Source organism: Xanthomonas arboricola (assembly GCF_003353015.1).
GTDB classification, from domain to species: domain Bacteria; phylum Pseudomonadota; class Gammaproteobacteria; order Xanthomonadales; family Xanthomonadaceae; genus Xanthomonas; species Xanthomonas arboricola_E.
In genome coordinates, this window is sequence record NZ_QREM01000010.1 from 578,822 (window position 1) to 600,178 (window position 21,357).

At 65.6% G+C, this 21,357-nt stretch carries 20 protein-coding genes and 2 pseudogenes; 10 read left to right on the forward strand and 12 right to left on the reverse strand.

Annotated elements, in window-relative coordinates:
* Nucleotides 1-116: 116 nt before the first annotated feature.
* On the reverse strand, nt 117-752 hold the full coding sequence (rsmG, locus tag C0541_RS19955; RefSeq protein ID WP_115051091.1) for a 16S rRNA (guanine(527)-N(7))-methyltransferase RsmG: 636 nt from the start codon (nt 750-752) through the stop codon (nt 117-119).
* Nucleotides 753-1,115: 363 nt separating this feature from the next.
* Between rsmG and C0541_RS19960 the strand changes: the two genes are divergently transcribed.
* Nucleotides 1,116-2,702 carry an alkaline phosphatase D family protein gene (locus C0541_RS19960; protein ID WP_115051092.1) on the forward strand — a complete coding sequence of 529 codons (1,587 nt, stop codon included), beginning with the start codon at nt 1,116-1,118 and terminating at the stop codon, nt 2,700-2,702.
* A 111-nt stretch (nt 2,703-2,813) separates the two neighbouring features.
* Here the strand turns inward: C0541_RS19960 and C0541_RS19965 are convergent, their stop codons facing one another.
* The gene (locus C0541_RS19965; protein WP_115051093.1) at nt 2,814-3,410 is read right to left on the reverse strand and encodes a 4'-phosphopantetheinyl transferase family protein; all 597 of its coding nucleotides are present in this window, start codon (nt 3,408-3,410) and stop codon (nt 2,814-2,816) included.
* A gap of 126 nt (nt 3,411-3,536) precedes the next feature.
* Here C0541_RS19965 and C0541_RS19970 point away from each other — a divergent pair, with 126 nt between their 5' ends.
* A complete protein-coding gene (locus tag C0541_RS19970) occupies nt 3,537-3,788 on the forward strand; it encodes a GlsB/YeaQ/YmgE family stress response membrane protein (RefSeq protein WP_016901812.1) in 252 nt (83 codons plus the stop codon).
* A gap of 58 nt (nt 3,789-3,846) precedes the next feature.
* On the opposite strand, the gene C0541_RS19975 is transcribed toward C0541_RS19970, so the two are convergent.
* From C0541_RS19975 to C0541_RS20010, 8 genes and pseudogenes are all read right to left on the reverse strand, one after another.
* Complete coding sequence (locus C0541_RS19975; protein ID WP_115051094.1) at nt 3,847-4,284, reverse strand: GFA family protein; 438 nt, start codon at nt 4,282-4,284, stop codon at nt 3,847-3,849.
* Nucleotides 4,281-5,060, reverse strand: a complete 780-nt coding sequence (gene xth, locus C0541_RS21185; protein ID WP_115051095.1) for an exodeoxyribonuclease III — start codon at nt 5,058-5,060, stop codon at nt 4,281-4,283. Before xth ends, C0541_RS19975 begins: the two co-directional genes overlap by 4 nt.
* A gap of 180 nt (nt 5,061-5,240) precedes the next feature.
* Nucleotides 5,241-5,660, reverse strand: a pseudogene (locus C0541_RS21190) (phosphodiester glycosidase family protein); the annotation flags it as partial.
* Nucleotides 5,661-6,092: 432 nt separating this feature from the next.
* Complete coding sequence (locus C0541_RS19990; RefSeq protein ID WP_238601374.1) at nt 6,093-7,595, reverse strand: hypothetical protein; 1,503 nt, start codon at nt 7,593-7,595, stop codon at nt 6,093-6,095.
* 77 nt (nt 7,596-7,672) lie between these two features.
* Nucleotides 7,673-8,830 (reverse strand): glycerophosphodiester phosphodiesterase family protein, encoded by a 1,158-nt coding sequence (locus C0541_RS19995; protein WP_115051096.1) that lies wholly within the window; start codon nt 8,828-8,830, stop codon nt 7,673-7,675.
* A 607-nt stretch (nt 8,831-9,437) separates the two neighbouring features.
* Complete coding sequence (locus tag C0541_RS20000; RefSeq protein WP_115051097.1) at nt 9,438-11,165, reverse strand: cation acetate symporter; 1,728 nt, start codon at nt 11,163-11,165, stop codon at nt 9,438-9,440.
* Entirely contained in the window at nt 11,162-11,479 is a 318-nt protein-coding gene (locus C0541_RS20005) for a DUF485 domain-containing protein (RefSeq protein ID WP_115051098.1), read from the reverse strand. Before C0541_RS20005 ends, C0541_RS20000 begins: the two co-directional genes overlap by 4 nt.
* Nucleotides 11,480-11,563: 84 nt before the next feature.
* A complete protein-coding gene (locus tag C0541_RS20010; protein WP_161960174.1) occupies nt 11,564-12,946 on the reverse strand; it encodes a DcaP family trimeric outer membrane transporter in 1,383 nt (460 codons plus the stop codon).
* 294 nt (nt 12,947-13,240) lie between these two features.
* On the opposite strand from C0541_RS20010, the gene acs reads away from it, so the two are divergent.
* A complete protein-coding gene (gene acs, locus C0541_RS20015) occupies nt 13,241-15,184 on the forward strand; it encodes an acetate--CoA ligase (RefSeq protein WP_115051099.1) in 1,944 nt (647 codons plus the stop codon).
* Nucleotides 15,185-15,470: 286 nt separating this feature from the next.
* Nucleotides 15,471-16,139 carry a response regulator transcription factor gene (locus C0541_RS20025; RefSeq protein ID WP_115051101.1) on the forward strand — a complete coding sequence of 223 codons (669 nt, stop codon included), beginning with the start codon at nt 15,471-15,473 and terminating at the stop codon, nt 16,137-16,139.
* A gap of 89 nt (nt 16,140-16,228) precedes the next feature.
* Here C0541_RS20025 and C0541_RS20030 read toward each other — a convergent pair whose 3' ends face one another.
* Nucleotides 16,229-16,726: a hypothetical protein gene (locus C0541_RS20030; RefSeq protein WP_115051102.1), complete on the reverse strand. Its 498-nt coding sequence runs from the start codon at nt 16,724-16,726 to the stop codon at nt 16,229-16,231.
* A 394-nt stretch (nt 16,727-17,120) separates the two neighbouring features.
* Between C0541_RS20030 and C0541_RS20040 the strand changes: the two genes are divergently transcribed.
* Both C0541_RS20040 and C0541_RS20045 read left to right on the forward strand, forming a co-directional pair.
* On the forward strand, nt 17,121-17,684 hold the full coding sequence (locus C0541_RS20040) for a peroxiredoxin family protein (RefSeq protein ID WP_161960190.1): 564 nt from the start codon (nt 17,121-17,123) through the stop codon (nt 17,682-17,684).
* Between the two features lie 3 nt (nt 17,685-17,687).
* A complete protein-coding gene (locus C0541_RS20045; RefSeq protein WP_016901788.1) occupies nt 17,688-17,891 on the forward strand; it encodes a hypothetical protein in 204 nt (67 codons plus the stop codon).
* A 119-nt stretch (nt 17,892-18,010) separates the two neighbouring features.
* Here the strand turns inward: C0541_RS20045 and C0541_RS21455 are convergent.
* Nucleotides 18,011-18,326: pseudogene (locus C0541_RS21455) on the reverse strand (family 43 glycosylhydrolase); the annotation flags it as partial.
* A 93-nt stretch (nt 18,327-18,419) separates the two neighbouring features.
* On the opposite strand from C0541_RS21455, the gene C0541_RS21805 reads away from it, so the two are divergent.
* The 4 genes from C0541_RS21805 to C0541_RS20070 are packed head-to-tail and all read left to right on the forward strand — an operon-like array spanning nt 18,420 to nt 21,299.
* On the forward strand, nt 18,420-18,659 hold the full coding sequence (locus C0541_RS21805; protein WP_115051104.1) for a hypothetical protein: 240 nt from the start codon (nt 18,420-18,422) through the stop codon (nt 18,657-18,659).
* Nucleotides 18,656-19,663, forward strand: a complete 1,008-nt coding sequence (locus tag C0541_RS20060; protein WP_115051105.1) for an aldo/keto reductase — start codon at nt 18,656-18,658, stop codon at nt 19,661-19,663. Before C0541_RS21805 ends, C0541_RS20060 begins: the two co-directional genes overlap by 4 nt.
* Nucleotides 19,660-20,532, forward strand: a complete 873-nt coding sequence (locus tag C0541_RS20065) for an amidohydrolase family protein (protein ID WP_161960175.1) — start codon at nt 19,660-19,662, stop codon at nt 20,530-20,532. Before C0541_RS20060 ends, C0541_RS20065 begins: the two co-directional genes overlap by 4 nt.
* Entirely contained in the window at nt 20,529-21,299 is a 771-nt protein-coding gene (locus tag C0541_RS20070) for an SDR family oxidoreductase (protein ID WP_161960176.1), read from the forward strand. Before C0541_RS20065 ends, C0541_RS20070 begins: the two co-directional genes overlap by 4 nt.
* Nucleotides 21,300-21,357: the final 58 nt, after the last annotated feature.

Consider the following 21,357-nt stretch of genomic DNA (forward strand, 5'->3'; position numbering starts at 1 on the left):
CCTATGTCGAATTCCCGCTCCCGCCTTCGGAAGCACGAGGACAGTATTGCCCCCTGTCCCTCCGGCGGGACAGGGCCGGGGTGAGGGCCGCCCGAGATGATCGGCGTGGCCTCGGTTCAGGCCTTGCGCACCACCAGATGCCGCTCGCCCTCCAGGCCGGGCACCTGCAGCGGGTGTACCTCGGCTAGCGTCCAGCCGGCGGGCAGCGCGGCGATCTCGTCGTGCGGGTAGATGCCCTTCATCGCCAGCAGGCTGCCGCCCGGACGCAGCAGGTGCCCGCCGACGGCGATGATGCCGGCCAGCGTATCCAGCGCGCGTGCGGTGAGGTGGTCGTAGGCGGCCGGTTCGTCCAGCGCTTCGGCGCGCGATTCGGCCACGCGCGCATTGCCCAGCGCCAGCTGGCGCAGCGCCTCGCGCATGAAGCGCGCCTTCTTGCCGTTGCTTTCCACCAGGGTGACCTGCAGCTGCGGGCGGGTGATCGCCAGCGGGATGCCGGGCAAGCCGGGGCCGGTGCCCAGGTCGGCCAGCGTGCCGCTGGCGATGTAGGGCTGCATGGCCAGCGAATCGAGCAGATGGCGGGTGACCATCTCGCGCGGGTCGCGCACGGCGGTGAGGTTGTAGGTTTTGTTCCAACGCACCAGCAGCGTCAGATAGCGCAACAGCGGCGCGGCAAAATCCGCATCCAGGGATTGGGCCTGCAGGCCATGCGCCAGTGCGGCGGAGACATCGGGGGCAAGTGCGGCATCGTTCATGGCGCGATTATCGCAGTTGGCGATGGCATGGCGGGATTCGGAATTCGGAATTCGGAATTCGGGATTCGGGAAGCGGGAAGCGGGAAGCGGGATTCGGGAAGCGTCGATGCTCGCAGGAACGATCTGAAGCAGACCGAGCGTGCATCGACGCAGCCGGCCTGCGATTGACGGCAATGGCCGGCGGCCGCGACACGGCGCCGCATCGCAGCCGTGCCGCACGGCGTGTCCGGCGATACGGCGCAGCCCTGGCCGGCATCGGCGTGATCCCGGTCACGCGCCCTGGAGCCGTGCCGGTGTCGGACACGCAGCGGTAAGACAGCGGCGCTACATCTGCAGGCTCCCCCGCTGCGCGAAGGCTCCCTCATGACCGCTTCCGATCCCGCGCGCCGCCGCGTGCTGCAAGGTTTGAGCGCCGGGCTATTGCTGCCGGCGGCCGGCGGCTGGTCTGCCCGCAGTCTGGCCGCGCCTTCCGGGCGGCCGATCATCAGCGATGGCGTGCAGAGCGGCGATGTACGCGACGGCGGCGCGTTGCTGTGGGCCCGCGCGGACCGCCCGGCGCGGCTACGGGTGGAATGGGATACGCGCCCGAGCCTGCGGCAGGCGCGTCGTGTGGATGGGCCGGTGGCCAGGCCGGCGCACGATTTCACTGCGCGGGTGGATCTGGGCGCGTTGCCACGCGATCAGGACATCTTCTACCGGGTGCGCTTCGAAGATGCCGACAACGGCGCCTTGAGCGCGCCGGTGCATGGCCATCTGCGCAGTGCGCCGCAGGCACGCGGCGATGTGCGCTTTGTCTGGAGCGGCGATACCGTCGGCCAGGGCTTCGGCATCAATCCGGACATCGGCGGCATGCGCATCTACAGCGCGATGCGCGAGCGCAACCCGGACTTCTTCCTGCACAGCGGCGACACCATCTATGCCGACGGCCCCGTCCCGGCCGAGCTGGTCGTCGAACAAGGCAGGCGCTGGCGCAACCTCACCACCGCGGCCAAGAGCAAGGTGGCCGAAACGCTGGACGAATTCCGCGGCAACTACCGCTACAACCTGCTCGATGAGCATGTGCGCCGCTTCAATGCGGAGGTCGCACAACTCTGGCAATGGGACGATCACGAAACCACCAACAACTGGTCGCCCGGCAAGCAGCTGGACGCGCGCTATCAGGTGCGCGATATCGGGGTGCTGGCCGGTCGTGCGCGCCAGGCATTCCTGGAATACGCCCCGATGCGCGGCGTGCGTGCCGATGGCGACGGTCGCATCTATCGCAAGATCAGCTACGGGCCGCTGCTGGATGTGTTCGTGCTGGACATGCGCAGCTATCGCGGCGCCAACAGCGACAACCTGCAACCGCAGCCCGGCGCGGACGCGGCATTTCTCGGTCCGCAGCAGCTGGCCTGGCTGCAGCGCGAACTGGCCGGTTCGCGCGCGCAATGGAAGGTGATCGCCGCCGACATGCCGATCGGCCTGCAGGTCCCCGATGGGCAGGACGCAGCGGGCCGCGCGCGCTGGGAGGCGATCGCCAACGGCGATCCGGGCGTGCCGCGTGGGCGCGAACAGGAGATCGCCACGCTGCTGCGTTTCATCAGCGCAGCGCGCATTCGCAACACGCTGTGGCTGACCGCCGATGTGCATTATTGCGCGGCGCATTACTACCACCCGGACCGCGCGGCGTTCCAGCAATTCGAGCCGTTCTGGGAATTCGTGGCCGGCCCGCTCAATGCCGGCAGCTTCGGCCCGAATACGCTCGATGCCACCTTTGGCCCGACGGTGATCTTCCAGAAGGCACCACCGGCGCCGAACCTGTCGCCGCTGGCAGGATTTCAATTCTTTGGCGAAGTGGAGATCGATGCACGTACCGGGGTGTTGACGGTGACCTTGCGCGATCTGGATGGGGTGGCGCAGTTCCGCCAGCCGATTTTGCCGCACGCTGCGGTGCGGCCAGAACATGCCTGAGACGCTGGTCGGGCCGCTACGGCACAGATCCACGGCCCGTACGGGCTGCATCCCGACCAAGACAACGCGCTGCTGCTGCGGTGCAGAGATGCAGCGCCTTGATCGCCGCGCTTATTCGGCCAGCAGCGGATGGAACGCCAGCGCAGCGCGGCAGTCCGGCGCAGCCCACCACTCGTGCAACTGCCATTGCGCGGCCTGGCCGAGTGCGGGGTCGCACCACTGCAACCGCAATGCGCCATCAGGTGCCACTGCATAGGCGAGCCGATGCAGGCCGAACGACAGGCCATGCCCGTGCGCCTTGAGCAGTGCTTCCTTTGCGCACCACAGGCGGAAAAACAGCGCCTGCTGCGCGTCCGGCTCCAGCCCGGCCAGCAGTGCGATTTCGTCGGCATGGAAGAATCGCTGCGCGATCTCCAGCAGCCGCGGGCGGGCGCGGATGCGTTCCAGGTCCACGCCCAGCCGCACGCGGTTGCCCAGAGCTACCAGCAGGTAGTCGCCGCTATGGCTCCAGCCGGTGTCCCAGTCCGGCAAGGCCGGTTGCAGCGACGGGCGCCCGCGCGCGTCACGCAGCAGCGGTACCCGGGCAGGTTCCAACACCAGCGCCTGGCCCAGCAGTTCGCGCGCCTGTGGCTCGCCACGCTCGCCCTGCCGGTGCGGACGCAGCCACAGCTGCACCGGCCCGATGCGCCAGCTTGTGTACGCTGTCACGCTGCGTGCACCAAGCAAAACAGCCGCATCGGCGTGTGATCGCGCTCGACAGTCGCTTCACGCCCGGCTGCATTGAATGGCGTCCATGCACCACTTCCGGTGCAATCGCATGAGGAGTTCGACAACATGGGCATCATCATCTGGTTGATCGTCGGCGGCATCGTGGGTTGGCTGGCCAGCATCATCATGCGTCGCGATGCACAGCAGGGCATCATCCTCAATATCGTGGTCGGCATCGTCGGCGCGCTGATTGCCGGTTTCCTGTTCGGTGGCGGCATCAATCAGGCCATCACCTTGTGGACCTTCGTATGGTCGCTGGTGGGTGCAGTGATCCTGCTGGCGATCGTCAACCTGTTTACACGCGGCCGCGTGCGCTAAACGGCGCACCGGCAGTGCTGCAGAAACCAACGCCCGGGCTTGCCCGGGCGTTGCCATTTCAGCCATCGACCGCAACACGGTCGGCCGGATGGTTGACGCCGTCTTCCACCGGCACGGCCATGTTCAATGCATACGGGTTGACGCCTTCCAGGCAACCGACGTTGTAGCCGTATTCGTTGGGATTGGAGCGCCGGCGATGATGCGTATAGATGCCGCACACTCCGCAGAAATAATGCGCCGCCGCATGCGTATTGAACTGATACAGCCGCAGCACCTCTTCGCCCTGCAGCACGTGCAGGCCATCGAGGGTGACCGAGGCGACGATGGCACCGCGGCGGCGGCACATCGAGCAGTCACATCGGCGCGGATCAAGCAGGCCGTGCGGAAGGTCCAGATCGATCTGCACCGCGCCGCAATGGCAGCTCAGGCGGTGTACCGGCCCCAGCGTCATCTCGCCGACCTTGTGCGTGCTACGCCGCAGATGCCGCTCGCTCATGCGCCGACCTCCGCCAGCCGCACCCAGGCCGGCGCATGGTCGCTGGGACGCTCCCAGGTGCGCGGTTCGCGGTCGATGCCTGCCTCCACCGCGCGCGTGCGCAAGGCCTCCGACACCAGGGTCAGATCGATGCGCAGGCCAAGGTTGCGGCGGAACCCGGCCTGGCGGTAATCCCACCAGCTGAACTGCTCGGCGGCGTCGTGATGCAGACGGAAGGCATCGTGCAGGCCCAGCGCCAGCAGTTTTTCCAGTGCGGCGCGCTCGGCGGCGGAGGTGAGGATGTGGGTCTCGTTCCACACCACCGGGTCGTGCACATCGCGCGCATCCGGGGCGATGTTGAAGTCGCCCAGTACCACCAACTGCCGATAGCGCTGCAGCTCCTGCGCGATCCAGTCGTGCACCGCCTCCAGCCAGCGCAGCTTGTAGGCGTACTTGTCGGTGCCCACGTCCTGGCCGTTGACCACGTACAGGTTGATGATGCGCACCCCATCGACGGTGGCGGCGATCACGCGTTGCTGCACGTCATCGAAGCCGGGAATACCCAATTGCACGTCCAGCGCCGGCGCGCGCGACAGGATCGCCACGCCGTTGTAGGTCTTCTGCCCGCAGAACACGCTGCGGTAGCCCAGCGCGGCCAGGGCCGCATCCGGGAACTTGTGGTCTTCCAGCTTGGTTTCCTGGATGCCTACGACGTCCGGCGCGAAGTCGGCGAGCCACTGTTGCAGGTGCGGCAGCCGCACGTTGAGCGAGTTGACGTTCCAGGAGGCAATCTTCATGGCGTGGCGCGGACCGTGGTTCAAACCACCAATGGTACCGCGCCGCCCGTGTGCGCTCAGGGCCGTGGCGCGATAAGCACCCCGAGCGGGTTGGCGACCAGGCGTTCGCCCCCGGGGGCCGGTGTGGATGGGGCGATTGAGTGCGCGCACGCACCCATCCACCCGCGCGGCCAGGGTGCTGGAGCCGCCGCCGTCCAGGTTAATGGCCGCACTGGCGCCAAGCTGCTGCAGCACGGCGGTGAGCGCGTCCAGCGTCATGCCGGCGCTGTAGCCGGGCTGGCGGCCATCGGCCACCACCATCCACAGGGTCTTGCCGGCACGGTCCAGCCCCAGCGCACTGCGCGGTTCGGCGCCGTCGTAGTAGTCGGCGCGGCTGGCTTCGCGCGGTTGGCGCTTGCCATCGCGCAGCAGCAGCGGGCCGGCGCCCACACCGATGCGCGTAGCGGACGGGCAGCTGCCGCGCGCGATGCCCACGGCGTTGCGCGCGCTCACGCAAAACGCGGCATCGACGCGCGCATCGTCGGTGGCGGCGGCCGAATCGAGATGCCCCGCGTCGATCACCAGGCCTTCGGCAGTGATGCCCTGCCCGGCTGCCGGCACGAACGCCTTGTCGAACAACTGCCCGCCATCGAACGGCAGGCCGGTAGCATCGACCAGCGGGCTGCTGTTCTGGCCGATTAGGATTTCTCAGGGGCCACTAACTACCACAGCATGACGGCCTGGGCCGGTACCGGTGGCGCGTCCAGCGGGGTGCAGACCATCACCGCTCCTGCGAGCACTGGCAAGCGCTTTATTGATAGCGTAATCCTTGATTTCTCCGTTGGGGTTTTAACTTTTCGCTTGCCAGGAAATGTTTGATTATGCTTGCACATGGCTTGCACATGGCTTGCACATGGCTTGCACATGGCTTGTACGGATTGGCTGACCCATACGAAATCATTTTCTATGTGGCGAAAAGACAGCAAGCCTGTCAACCCGGCAATCTGTCCCCGGCAAAGCCGCATTGAGTGTGGCTGCCGTGCATCGATACGCTCATGAGAACTGTTGGCGCTGCATTAGCATTGCGTAGACCCGGAGCACAGGTACCGTGCTGGCTGACATATGACGCAGCCGCAGCCTGCGATCCGGCCAGCGGGCTGCTTGATCCGCGACGCGCTTGAGATCGCCCAGCCACATGTCGTGGTCGCGCCGATAATGCGGTCCGTCGAGTAACCCATCGAGTATTGCAAAGCCGTGATCACGCTGGGTACCCGCCGGTGCGTACTCCAGGTAGCGGAGAATCTCCATCAACTGGGCTCTTCTGATGCGGCCAGTGGCGTCGGATGTCGCAGCCTCGCGTAGCGGGCCGGAATCGATCTGATCGAGGAACTCCTTCGAAGCGATGCTCAATGCAGCCGCGTGTAGGGGTTCTTGCCCAACATAGCCGAGCAGCTCGGTACGGACGTTATAGCCCGCTTGACGCACAAGAGACACTGCCGTTTCAGCTTCCGGCGTCCTTGATGGCGTCAGAGGCGCCGGTTCGCGTATTCGATCAACGGGTAGCTCCGCGACAAAGCGCTGTTCAAGTAGTTGATGATTGCCGGCCAAGCTAGATGTGCAGCGAGCGGCTGACAAGTGCGCCTGCACATAGTCGCGATAGCTTGCGCGTAGCTGCGCATGGACGCCTGGAATGCTTTCAACTCGCTGGAGCGCCAACTGGATGTCGGACGCGACACTGAGCTCGGTTGCGGTGAAGCTGACGTCATCCCCGCGCGCACGTAGCAGCAGCTTCGCAAGGTGCTGCGCGACACCTGCCTCGGTTGTCGCGGATCCTGGCGGTAGCCTGATGACGGACTTCAGCGCAGGTGCGATGTCTGCCTCGCTGTTTGCGCGATCTATCTGCGCAAGTAGTAGATCGGTGTTCTGGAGTGTGTCGTGAATGCCAATCGTTGGAAGAAGCGCGTAAACCGCCGTTGGGTCGTCTACGTAAGCACTATCGCAATCTGCAGCGACGGGTTTGGGCAATGCGGGGATCAGCGCCAGGGCTCGGCCGGGCGAATGGCGCTCCATGAGGGAAATAGCACGGATCTGCAACGAGAACTGATCCAGCCCCATAGTCCGTGCGCTACGCAGCTCATCGTCATCCTCTTCTCTGACATAGCCCACGGTAGCCAGACCGGGCATTGAGCGTGCGGCCTGTTGAGACAGGGCATACGCCTGCTCGCTGAGACGAATGACCGAACCATCGCTTTCATTACTCCTTCCCGTTGTGGAGGCGCTGTCGGAACCGGCAATTCGTAAAAGGACATCGGCTTGAAAGTCCGGTGGAAGCATGGCCGCGGCAGTGACAACATCATTTGCAGATGGCCGGTCCTGCTCAGGCTGGCCGACGATTGCAGCGCCTTTCCTGTTGGTCTGGCGCTGCTCTACCTCCGAAGCCGCCTTTGCGGCGACGAGTTCATCGCTCCGGCTGCCGGCATGGCGAAGCAAGGTATAGCCGAGGGTCGCCATTGCCAGGACGATGAGAGTGGATGTCCAGTATCTGGTGAGGCGCATGGGATAACACCAACCGGGTTAGGCGCTTGTTCAACCAATTAGAACAGAGGCCGTGCGACGCCCGGCCTCTCCTGAGGTCAAAGATAGCGGGTAGTGTCGCGCTTGATTGAGGAACGAACGACTTCCAGCGGGTTGTCCGTGATAATGCTGGTGAAGCCGGCTACAACCTGAAGTAAATAATTCTGGCGATCATCTCGCACTTCGTTGCCGAAGTATTTACTGCGGGTCAGATAGTCGCTCAGTGACGCGCAGCAGGTTCCGTTGGTGCGGACGTAGTGCCCGCCATCATGCGAGCTTAAGCGGTACTCCGGCACCGGCGAGAATGCGCCAATGGCTTCCTTTCTCGCCTGATTGGCCGCCAGCAGCTCGGCGGTGGGATCGCTACGGATGGGCTGCTTATTTCCAATTTCCAGCCAAGCGAAGTTTTGCTTGCTCCTGACTTCGTTGACCCAGGCACTCACTCTGCAGAACGGCGTATTGCTGCTGATTGACCCGCACAGCCCGGTGTAGCCCCCATCTGCGATATTATCCATATCGCCGGCATAAATTGTCGGTACAAACGCAACACCCTTGGTGTAATTGGTGATGCTGTCCGGATTGCGAGCCAGCAGCGAAGCACTGAACTTGAGGACAACCTGGTTTTCCATTCCGTATGCGCGTGCCAGGTCGGCCGCACGCGATACAGCATCGAGCGTCCTCAGGTCCAGCACCACAACCATATGGTTTGCAGAATCGCGAATGGTGGTAAGTGCTCGGGTCAGAGAGACAGGATGGTAGCCGGTCTTGGCGAAGTTTCGGTCACGCAGCAGTGCGGACCCGAGCTCAGCGCTACTTAAGCTACGTATGTCAGGATTCCATCCAGTTGGATTGGCGTTGGCCTGGAAGATGTAGAAGTTTGGACTGTGTTCGAGGACGCGCCCGGCATTCTGATCGTGGAATAACCATGGCGTTCCATCGGAGGATTGCCTGACATCCAACTCGATTGCTTCGACGTTGTTGTTGTAGGTGGCCAGGATCGCGCAAGACGAATTTTCTGGACAACCATTGCTCACGACGCCACGGTGTGCAATGACGGCAACGCTGACGCCGCTGATTTGGTACGGTCGCTTGAGCGCACCGAGTATGTGTTGCGGATTCCAGTTGTTGGCGGCTGATGCTAGGCCGGATAGTGTAGCCAGAGCCAGGCAGGCAAAGGCACATATCGTTTTTCTACAGGGATGTGTGGAAAGGCTCACTGCGGAACTCCAGTTGATTGTGGCATTGAATGTTATGGACGTGGACAGCGATGCACCTGGCGCCACCCTGGATTGAACCGGGTTCCTGGCAATATCGCGACAAGACCCGATGGGGCAGTCGAATACCGTCTGATGACGCAGAATGGATGCCCTACCGTGGCATGCACGCTGGTCTTGAACTATTTGCAGTACTGCGTTTGCCAGCACCGACTGCGTTGACCATCGGGTGGATCGTCGAGCGCCGGCTGGATACTAAACAGGTGCGTGATGAAGCGGGTTGACGCAGAGCTTGCTGCAATTGCTCAGATATCTACGGAAGAACTGGCCGGCCATGATCGGCGATCGACAGCGCTAATCTAGCGACGCACGATGACCTGATTTTTGCAAGCAGATTGCCGTGCGCGGTCAACCCGTAGCCATGGAGCGGGATGCGAAGGTGATGACAGCATGTCCGCCAACCACCGACCCTGCCGAGGTGTCACGATGATCCGCGCCATCCGAGGCCATCTCTCCTGCTAGCACCTGCGCGGTCTTCTTACGCCTGCAAAACGCAGAACGCCGGCACAAGGCCGGCGTTCTGCGAGACATCCAGTAGCCGCTCGATGCGTCAGTGACCCGACGCGCCACTGGCACCCAGGCCGGTTTCGGCGCGGATCTGCTGCGCCTTGAACGCGGCACGTTCGTTGGCCGCCTGCGGGCTGCGATCCAGGATCGAGAACAGCCAGATGCCCACAAAGCCGATGATCATCGAGAACAGCGCCGGCGAGGTGTACGGGAACGGCGCCGAGCCGGCCGCGTTGCCCAGCGTGTCCACCCACACCGACGGCGACAGCACGGTGAGCACCAACGAGGAGATCAGGCCCAGGAAGCCACCAACCACCGCACCGCGGGTGGTGCAGTTCTTCCACAACAAGGACAGGATCAGCACCGGGAAGTTGGCCGAGGCCGCGATGGCGAATGCCAGCGACACCATGAAGGCCACGTTCTGCTTCTCGAACACGATGCCCAGCAGCACTGCGATCACGCCCAGCACCAGGGTGGTGGCACGCGAGACCTTCAGCTCCGAACCCGGCGCCGGATTGCCCTTCTTGATCACCGTGGCATACAGGTCATGCGACACCGCCGAGGCGCCGGACAGGGTCAGGCCTGCGACCACCGCCAGGATGGTGGCGAAGGCCACCGCCGAGATGAAGCCCATGAACACGTTGCCGCCCACTGCATTGCCGACCAGCACCGCCGCCATGTTGGCCGCGCCCTTGCCGCCGTGGATGGTGCCGGTGGTGACGTCGGCAAACTGCGGGTTGGTCAGCACCAGTGCGATCGCACCGAAGCCGATGATGAAGATCAGGATGTAGAAGTAACCGATCCAGGTGGTGGCCCACAGCACCGACTTGCGCGCCTGCTTGGCATCGGGAACGGTGAAGAAGCGCATCAGGATGTGCGGCAGGCCGGCGGTGCCGAACATCAGCGCCATGCCGAAGGAGATCGCCGAGATCGGGTCCTTCACGAAGCCGCCCGGGCCCATGATCGACAGGCCGGCCTTGGCCGCGTCCGCCGGCGATGCGCCGCCATTGGCCGCGATCGCGGTCTTCACCCGCACGCCCTCGGCAAACAGCGCCTCGAAGCTGAAGTTGAAGTGCCACATGATCGCCACCGCCATGAAGGTCACGCCGGTCAGCAGCAGCACCGCCTTGATGATCTGCACCCAGGTGGTGGCGGTCATGCCGCCGAACAGCACGTAGACCATCATCAGCACGCCGACCAGGGTCACCGCCACCCAGTAGTCCAGGCCGAACAGCAGCTTGATCAACGCGCCGGCGCCGACCATCTGTGCGATCAGGTAGAACAGCACCACCACCAGCGTGCCCGATGCGGCAAAGCTGCGGATGGCGGTCGGCGCGAAGCGGTAGCCGGCCACGTCGGCGAAGGTGTACTTGCCGAGGTTGCGCAGCCGTTCGGCCATCAGGAAGGTCAGGATCGGCCAGCCGACCAGAAAGCCGATCGCATAGATCAGGCCGTCATAGCCATTGGCCATCACCGCTGCGGTGATGCCCAGGAACGAGGCCGCCGACATGAAGTCGCCGGCGATCGCCAGGCCGTTCTGGAAGCCGGTGATGCCGCCGCCGGCGGTGTAGAAGTCCGAGGCCGACTTGGTCTTGGCCGCCGCCCACTTGGTGATCCACAAGGTGCCCAGCACGAAGAAGCCGAACATGCCGATCGCCACCCAGTTGGTGGGCTGCTTGTCGACCTGGCCGACGTCGCCGCCGGCTGCCAGCGCGATGCCGGCCGGCAGCAGGCCGGCCAGGATCAGGAGAAGGCGCGAATACTTGCTCATTTGCGGGCGTCCTCGAGGATCTGCGCGGTCAGCTGGTCGTAGGTGTTGTTGGCGCGACGCACGTAGATGGCGGTGATGACGATGGTGAAGACCATCACCCCGATCGCGATCGGAATGCCGACCGAGGTCACGCCGTCGCCGATCGGCCTGGCCAGGAAGGCCTTGTCGAAGGCGATCAGGCCGATGTAGCCGTAATAGGCCAGCAACATCAGCACGGTGAGGGTCCAGCCCAGCGTGTTGCGCTGGCGCTTGAGTGCGTGGTACTTCGGATTGGCATCGATCTTGGCGATCAATGCGTCATTCGAGACGGTCATTGTCTGTCTCCTGGTAGAGCGCTGGTAAAACGACGGTGGCCTTGCCCGTTCCACCGCAGTGGAGCGGGCCGCCAATGGCAGGAACTAGAAGCTGTACTTGGTGGTGAATTGCAGGCGCGAAATGTCGCCGCTGTCGCCGTTCTCGGCTTCGCGACGGCCGTACATCAGCTCCGCACCCACATCGACCTTGGGCAGCGGCGAATAGAACACGTTGGCGCGGATGCTCTGCTGCGACTTGCTCGCGAGCGCGCCGGTATTGGCGATGTCGTGGTCGTAGTTCACGCGCGAATACATGATGGTGCTGCGCAGCCTGGCGTTGTAGTCGTGGCGCCAGGCCACCCAGCCGGCGAGCGTGCTGACGGTCTGGATGTTGCCGTCCATGTCGATCTCCACGTCCGACCCGTTGCCCAGGCCCAGATAGCGCCCCAGGCCCTCGCCGTAGCTGAGCTGGTAACGCAGATCGTTGTTGGCATTGATGATCCAGCGGCCGCCGCCGGCGATGGCGCCGCCGAAGTCGGTGTCGTTGGTCAGCGCGCTGCGCGTGCGGTACTGGCGCGCGATCGCCGACAGGCCGAACGTGCCCCAGGTGCCCTTCCAGTTGTAGCGCGCGGTCAGGTCCGGCATCGCGCCGTGGTCGGAGGCCAGGATGGTGTTGCCGCCCTGGTAGGGCGTGGTCAGCGTCTCGGGATTTTCCGCCGACACGCTGAAGGCGCCGCGGGTGTAGCGGATCTGGGTCTGGCGGCTGAACAGCGCGCCGTCGGTCGGCCCGACGATGTCGGCCGCCTCGGGCAGGATGGTCGAATCGATGAAGTTGGACCAGGTCTGGCCGGCCAGCCAGTTGTTCCAGCTCATGTAGGCGTGGCGCAAGGTGCCGCCGTACAGATTGTTGACCTGGTTGGCCAGCGCGTTGCCGAAGAAATCCAGTTCGATGAAGCCGGTGAGCTTGTCGCCGTTTTCGGTGACCGTGTCCACGCCCAGGTTGAAGCGCGAGAACTTGGCGTGGAAGTCGGTGTCGGTGCTCGAGGCCTGGCCGCCGACCGGCGTCTGGGTCGGGATGTACAGATACCGCCCCACCGCGCCTTCGGGCAACGCGCCGTCGGAGGTGCGGGTGGTCATGAAGTCGGCCTTGATGAAACCACCGTAGCGAAACGTCGTCCCCGCCGCTGCATTGGGCGTGATGCTGGTCAGCTGGATCGGCCGCTTGCCGGCCGGCACCGCAGGCGCGGCCGGTGCCTGCGCCTGCGCGGCGCGCACCTCGGTCACCTGGGTCTGCGTCTGCGTCAGCTGGCCCTGTTGTTGTTGCTGCGCGGAAACCAGTAGCTGGACCTGGCGCTCGAGCTCGGCAATGCGTGCTTCCAGCGCCTTTTCCTTGGCGGTCTGCGCGAACGCCACGCCCGGCAGGACGCTGGCCACCAGCAAGGCAACCGCCAACGGATGGCGCACCAATGGTGCAGTACGGTGTTTCATCGACCCCTCTCCCCGATAAGGCCTCGCGCTTGATGGCGATGCTGTGCGGAGCGTGAGGCAGTCCGCGCTTTGGAGCCTATTCGCCTTTGGTCGTAGCTGCAACGCAGCATTCCGCAAGGTGACCGATCGTCGCACCAGGACCGGCAACGGATTGCCGATCGCGCACCGCTGCGGTTAAGACCAAGGTCTAACGCCCGGTTGAACGCCGGGACAGAGTGGATACGGCACACTGATGACCTACCGAGGGCAGCCGCAACGTCCTCTTCCGACAAGTTCATCGCAAGTGAGGGTGCCATGGCTGATGTTTATCCCGTCGATCCCGCGTTCGCCGCCGATGCGCGCATTACGCGCGAGCAGTACGCAACGCTGTACCGCGAATCGATCGAACACCCCGAGCAATTCTGGGGCAAGGCCGCACAGCGGCTGGACTGGTTCAAGCAACCCACCCAGGTGAAGGACGTCAGCTACGCGCTGGAGGATTTCCATATCCGCTGGTTCGGCGATGGCGAGCTCAACGCCAGCGTCAATTGCCTGGACCGCCAGCTGGCCACGCGCGGCGACAAGACCGCGCTGTTGTTCGAACCCGACAGCCCGGACGCGCAGTCCTACCCGGTCACCTATCGCGAGCTGTACGAGCGCGTCTGCAAGCTCGGCAATGCGCTGCGCAACCTGGGCGTCAAGAAGGGCGACCGGGTCACCATCTACCTGCCGATGATCGTCGATGCGGCCGTGGCCATGCTCGCCTGCGCACGCATCGGCGCGGTGCACTCGGTGGTGTTCGGTGGCTTTGCCGCCAACTCGATCGCCGACCGCGTGATCGATTGCCAGAGCAAGCTGATCATCACCGCCGACGAAGGCCTGCGCGGCGGCAAGAAGATCCCGCTCAAGGCCAATGTCGATGCGGCGCTGAAACTGCCCGGCACCAACACCGTGGAAACGGTGCTCGTGGTGCGCCACACCGGTGGTGCGGTGGAAATGCAGGCACCGCGCGATCGCTGGTTCCACGATGTGGTGGATGGCCAGCCGGCCGCGTGCGAACCCGAGCGCATGAACGCCGAAGATCCGTTGTTCATCCTCTACACCTCCGGCTCCACCGGCAAGCCCAAGGGCGTGCTGCACACCACCGCCGGCTATCTGCTGTTTGCCAGCTACACGCATGAAGTGGTGTTCGACCTGCGCGAGGACGACATCTACTGGTGCACCGCCGACGTGGGCTGGGTCACCGGCCACAGCTACATCGTCTACGGCCCGCTGGCCAACGGTGCCACCGCGGTGATGTTCGAAGGCGTGCCGAACTACCCGACCGTGTCGCGCTTCTGGGAAGTGATCGACAAGCATCAGGTCACCCTGTTCTACACCGCGCCCACCGCGATCCGCGCGCTGATGCGCGACGGCGAGGAGCCGGTCAAGAAGACCTCGCGCAAGAGCCTGCGCCTGCTCGGCAGCGTCGGCGAGCCGATCAATCCGGAAGCCTGGCGCTGGTACTACGAGGTGGTCGGTGACAGCCGTTGCCCGATCGTGGACACCTGGTGGCAGACCGAGACCGGCGGCATCCTGATCTCGCCGCTGGCCGGCGCGGTCGACCTCAAGCCGGGCTCGGCCACCCTGCCGTTCTTCGGCGTGCAGCCGGCGCTGGTGGATGCCGACGGCAAGATCCTGGAAGGCGCCACCGAAGGCAACCTGGTGCTGCTGGATTCGTGGCCGGGCCAGATGCGCTCGGTCTACGGCGACCACCAGCGCTTCATCGACACCTACTTCCGCACCTATCCGGGCAGCTACTTCACCGGCGACGGCTGCCGCCGCGATGCCGATGGCTATTACTGGATCACCGGCCGCGTGGACGACGTGATCAACGTGTCCGGCCACCGCATCGGCACCGCCGAAGTGGAAAGCGCGCTGGTCTCGCACCCGAAGGTCGCCGAAGCGGCGGTGGTCGGCTTCCCGCACGACGTCAAGGGCCAGGGCATCTATGCCTACGTGACCCTGATCGCCGGCGAAACCCCGAGCGAGGAACTGCACAAGGAACTGGTGAGCTGGGTGCGCAAGGAGATCGGCCCGATCGCCTCGCCCGATCACCTGCAGTGGGCGCCGGGCCTGCCCAAGACCCGCTCGGGCAAGATCATGCGCCGCATCCTGCGCAAGATCGCCGAAAACGCTCCCGACCAACTCGGCGACACCTCGACCCTGGCCGATCCGTCGGTGGTGGATTCGTTGGTCAATGAGCGGTTGACGCGCTGAGAGGCGGGGATTGGGCAATCGGGATTGGGGATTGGTGGATGAGGGGCGCGGATTGGGGATTGGAGAGTGGGGATTCGCGGAAGCGGGTTCCCACTCCTTCGCCATTCCCCTCCTCGATCCGGTATCAAGCGGCAATCGGGACGCAGACGGCTTGCTCACACCGGCTGTTGCGGATCCCGATGCACGAATTCCGGCATCCCTGCTTCCACGAATCCCGACTCCCAACATCGCCATGCTTTTGCGAATCCCGAATCCCGAATCCCCAATCCCCAATCCCGGCCCCTCCATGACCACCCTGCTGATCGCCGACGACCATCCCCTGTTCCGTGAGGCCTTGCGCGGGGCCGTGCAGCGCGTGATGCCGGGCGTGCAGTTGTTCGAGGCCGACACGGTGGATGCGCTGTACAGCCTGGCCGATGCACAACCGGACGCGGATCTGTTGTTGATGGATCTCAACATGCCGGGTGCGCAGGGATTCAGCGCGTTGGTGCACATGCGCTCGCTGCATCCGCAGCTGCCGGTGGTGGTGGTGTCGGCGCGCGAAGAGCCGACGGTGATGCGGCGTGCGATCGACCATGGCGCATTCGGGTTCATTCCCAAATCCGCCGATTCGGACACCATCGGCCGCGCCCTGGCCACGGTGCTCGATGGCGAGCGCTGGATCCCGGCAGAGGCGCAGAACCTGCCGCCGACCGACAGCGAAGAACGCGAAGTGGGCCAGCGCCTGCGCGATCTCACCCCGCAACAGTTCCGCGTGCTGCAGATGCTCGGCGCCGGGCGTCTCAACAAGCAGATCGCCTACGATCTGGGCGTGTCCGAGGCCACCATCAAGGCGCATGTCACCGCGATCCTGCGCAAGCTCGGCGTCACCAACCGCACCCAGGCGGTGCTGATGGCCGGCAAGCTCGCCATCGATGCCGACGGCATCGTGCTGCCGCCGCCCGAAGACGACTGAGCACGCTGCAGCGACGGGCTGCGCGCACCGTCAGCGCAGACCGATCGCCGCCGCAGCAAACGCCGCCGGTGGCAGCTCCGGCACGCTCGTCAGCGCAATGGCTGGCCCGTGCAGACCTTCGACGCGCGTTGCGGCGAAGGCGTGTGCCACACCGCGTTGCCGTTTTCGTCCTCGCCTTCATAGATCGCGTAGCGCCCATCGTCCTGGCGATGCAGGGTCGGGCTGAAGGTGAGGAAATCGGTGTGGCCATCCGGGCCGATGAACTGCATGTCGCCGCCACAGGCGATATTGGAATTGGTTTCCGGCCCCAGCGCAGCGCAGGTGATCTGCGAGGTCTCCGCGCGCACCACGCGAGTCACGCGTGGCCGGACCAGTCCGCGGTCGGCCGCATCGCAGAAGTAATCGGCAAGCACCGTACGCATTTCCTGCTGCGACGGCATCCAGGACGGGCAGCTGCTGTACGCATCGGCCGTGCAGCTTGAGACAACGGCGGCAGGCGCGTTGCGATCGGGCGCAGCAGCGAGGCTGTCTTGCAGCGGCAGCAACAGGCAGGCGGCGACCGCCAGCTGGGGAAGATAGGAAGACATCGAAGCGTGCGGCCTGGCGTGTGCGGGGCACGCGACTGTACGCCATGGGCAATCGATGCCGTGCATGTCCACGCTGCGGCACGGCATGCGTGTGCCTGCCGTGCGCCTGCCGCGCATGGTCCGGTAGCGATCACGTCGGCGATGGATGCGTCGCGCACCGGCGCGGCGCGGTGGCATCGCTCCGCAGGCCACGTCGCAGTTGCGCAATCGCTCCGTGCCGGCTGCCGCGGTACTGGCAAGCCCAAGCGCAGGGGCGTGACCGCCTCCACAGCCGCGTCCCGCGCGACATCGCAGTTGTCGATATCACCATTGACCATCAGCTCATGCCTGGGCAAGGCTCGGGCTCGGTGACGCTACTGGAACTGGCATGGCGCGACGTTTTCCCTGGCTCTGGATGGGCCTGCTGATTGCCTGTGCATTGATCGCGGTACTGGCATGGCAGAACAAGCAGCTGCGTGCGCAACAGCAGATGCTGCAGACCCGCATCAGCGCACCGTATGACGGCATGTACGTGCCGCGCATCGCGGTCACCGATACCCAGGGCCAACGTCATCAGCTCGGCGTGCCGCAGGGGCAGGCGCAGGTGCTGTTCTTCTTCACCACCACCTGCCCGTATTGCCAGCGCTCGGCACCTACCGTGCTGCGCGCGGCAAGACAGCTGCAGGCCAACCTGCCGGGCCGGCCGCAACTACTCGGCGTGTGCCAGTGCGATGCGGCGCAGGCGGCGCGCTATGCGCATGTGCATGGCTTCGATTTTCCGGTGGTCACGTTGACCGATCGTCGCGCGCTGATGCTGTTTCGCGCGCGCAACGTGCCACTGCTGATGGCCATCGATGGGCAGGGGCGCGTGCGCCACTCCCGTCTTGGCATCTTCGATACCACGGAGCAGGTGCAGGACCTGGTCGCCGCGTTGCGCCGCACGGATGCGCCAGCGGCTTTGGCAACGGTGAAGGAGTAATGCATGAAGAAGCGTTGGGGTACTTTGCGGACCGCGTTGATGGCGGCCACGTTCCTGGCCAGTACCGGTTTCGGTGCGTTCCAGGTGATGGCGGTCGATAACGCACAGCCGAAGACCGAATCGTGTAGTGCGTGGGCCTGCAAAGCCGAGTGTCCGGAGTTTGGCGGCGACCTGGGACAGGGCAACGTCTGCTACTGCTGCGGCTGACAGCGGCTATCACACCTGCTGCGCAGTTAGGCGTTGTCAGTCGCCTTGGGTCTGACGGCGGGGTCCCCCCGGGCCCCGCCGTTTGCCCGCCCGCTGCGTGCTGCGGGCCGCACCCAACGCAGCGCGCGGTAACGGAAATCACGCAACACCACTGCGCCCCGCCGCGCAGCGTAGATGCCGAGCTTCAGGCGCAGGAAGCCGCCGACCACGTTGTGGTGAAAGCCGGACATCTCCATGCGTGTGGGGTGGCGAATCCAGTGCCGCCTTTGTCGAAGGAGTATTCGAAGGTCATCGCATACGCAGCGCTGCTCCGGCGCGGGCGGATGCGCCGGTGGGTGTTGGGCGCGCGTGCCCACGCCAGAGCGCGGGAATACCCCCGTAGGTTTTGATGGTGTCCGGCGTAACGCCGATGCCGACGAAGGCGCGGTGGTTGAACCGCACGCGGCTTGCGCAGCGTTGGTGCGCTGTCTTGCGCCCGTCGCACGCGGCCACGCGGCAAGGATGTCGAGACGGACCGGGTCCTGCGTTATGCGACGCTGGCGAGCGGGTCGGGCTGCAGGCCTACCGCGGCGCTGCACGGCACACGTACCGGCCCCGTGGCCTGCAATGCTGCACTGCAGCGTGATCTGTTCACTCATGATTGCGATATTCATATGCGAACAGACCGGCATCGGCCGGCTGGTGGATGTCGCGATGCCCAGCCCCTGCTTCCCAGATTCCGTAGGCACCTGTCCCGTGACCACCCTGCACGCGGAGCGTGCGGCGTGAGCGTTGCGCGGCAGCGTCTGGGCGGCACTGATGTGCAGCTGTCGGCACTGGGGTTTGGCGCCGCGCCGATCGGCAATCTGTACACCGAAGTGGACGAAGGCCAGGCGCTGGCCGCGGTGGCGGCTGCGTACCAGGCCGGCATCCGCCACTTCGATACCGCGCCGTACTACGGCTACGGGCTGAGCGAGACCCGCCTGGGCCGTGGCCTGGCCGGTGTGCCGCGCGCCGCCTACACGCTGTCGACCAAGGTCGGCCGCTGCATCCATGACGATGCGCAGGCCACCGCCGGGCGCGATGGTTTTGCGGTGGCGGGCCGGCGCGCCGAGTTCGACTACAGCGCCGACGGCGTGCGGCGCGCGTTCGCCTCCAGCCTGGAGCGCCTGGGCACCGACTACATCGACGTGCTGCTGCTGCACGACATCGGTGCGCTGACCCACGGCGACACCCACGCCCACGTGCTGCGTCAGGCCCTGGAGGAGGCCTTGCCGGCGATGGCGGAGCTGAAGGCGGCCGGTGCCTGCGGGGCGATCGGGCTGGGGGTCAACGAGCAGGAGGTGGCGCTGGAGGTGCTGCCACGCTTCCCGCTCGACTGCGTGATGCTGGCCGGCCGCTACACGCTGCTGGAACAGCACGGCGCCCGCGCGCTGCTCGAGCAGGCGCAGCAGCGCAACGTGGCGATCCTGTCGGCCGGCCCGTACAGCTCCGGCCTGCTCAGCGATGCACGCGGCCCCGGCGCCACCTATAACTACGCTCCGGTGGATACCGCCACCTTGCAGCATGCGCAGCGCCTGTATGCGGCGTGCGCGGCGTTCGAGGTGGACATCGGCGCGGCGGCGTTGCAGTTCCCGCTGGCGCATCCGGCCGTGACCACGGTGGTGGCCGGCATGCGCACCGTGGCCGAGGTGCACTCGGCTGCCACGCGGTTGCAGGCGGCGATTCCGCCGGCGCTGTGGCAGCGCCTGCGCGACGGCGGCCTGCTCGACGCGGACCTGCCCACGCCATGAGCCGCATCGACGCACATCTGCATTTCTGGCAACTGGCCCGTGGCGATTACGCCTGGCTGACGCCCGAACTGGCGCCGCTGTATCGCGACTTCGGCCCCGCCGATATCGGGCAGGCGCTGGACGCGGCCGATATCGAGGGCGTGGTGGTGGTGCAGGCCGCCGCGACCGAGGCCGAAACGCATTACCTGTTCGAGCTGGCGCGCGCCGAGGCGCGCATTGCCGGCGTGGTGGGTTGGGTCGATTTCGCCGCGCCCGATGCCGCCGCGCGCATCGCTGCGCTGGTGCAGGCCGGCGACGGCATGCTCAAGGGCCTGCGTCCGATGGTGCAGGACATCGCCGATGCGCAATGGCTGGCCCAGCCCGGACTGGATGCCGCCTTCGACGCCCTGCTCGCCCACGACCTGGCGTTCGATGCGTTGATCCGCAGCGTACATGTGCCGGCGCTGCAGGCACGCCTGAAGCGCCATCCGCAGCTGCGCGTGGTCGTCGATCACGGCGGCAAGCCGCAGATCGCCGCAGGCGAATTCGTCGCCTGGGCGGCCGGCATGGCCGCGCTGGCGCAGCATCCCAATGTGCACTGCAAACTCTCCGGCCTGCTGACCGAAGCGGCGCGCGGCGCCGGCGTGGAGGCGCTGGAGCCGTATGTCGCGCATCTGTTCGCACGCTTCGGCCCGCAGCGCATGCTGTGGGGCAGCGACTGGCCGGTGCTGACCCAGCGCGCCGAGTACGCGCAGTGGCTGCAGATCGCACAACACCTGGTCGCCACACACGCAGACGGCCATGCCGGAGCGGTGTTCGGCGACAACGCACGCACGTTCTATCGTCTGCCACGGCCGGCGGCCCCCACCCACGGAACCTCTTCGGTATGACTGTCTCGATCCCTGCACCTCCCAACGACCGCCTGCATGGCAAGCGCTGCCTGATCACCGCCGCCGGCGCCGGCATCGGCCGCGAAAGCGCGCTGGCCTGCGCACGCGCCGGTGCGCAGGTGATCGCCACCGATATCGACGCCGCTGCCCTGCAGGCGCTGGCGGCCGAATCCGATGCCATCACCACCCAGCTGCTGGATGTCACCGACGCGGCGGCGGTTGCCGCGCTGGTCGCCGCGCACGGCCCGTTCGATGTGTTGTTCAACTGCGCCGGCTTCGTGCACCAGGGCAGCATTCTCGATTGCGACGAGCCGGCCTGGCGGCGCTCGTTCTCGATCAACGTCGATGCGATGTACTACACCTGCAAGGCGGTGCTGCCGGGCATGCTCGCGCGCGGCCGCGGCAGCATCATCAACATGTCCTCGGTGGCCTCCAGCATCAAGGGCGTGCCGAACCGCTTCGTCTACGGCGTCACCAAGGCGGCCGTGATCGGCCTGAGCAAGGCCATCGCCGCCGATTACGTGGCCCAGGGCGTGCGCTGCAACGCGATCTGCCCGGGCACCATCAAGACCCCGTCGCTGGGCCAGCGCGTCAAGGCGCTGGGCGGCGACGAACAGGCGGTGTGGAAGAGCTTCACCGACCGCCAGCCGATGGGTCGCCTGGGCGACCCGCGCGAGATCGCGCAGCTGGTGGTGTACCTGGCCTCGGACGAATCCTCGTTCACCACCGGCCAGACCCATATCATCGATGGCGGCTGGTCCAATTGAGCGCGGCAACGCATCGCCGTGCCGCGCACCGCAATCTGCGGCGGCCAGTGTCGGTTGC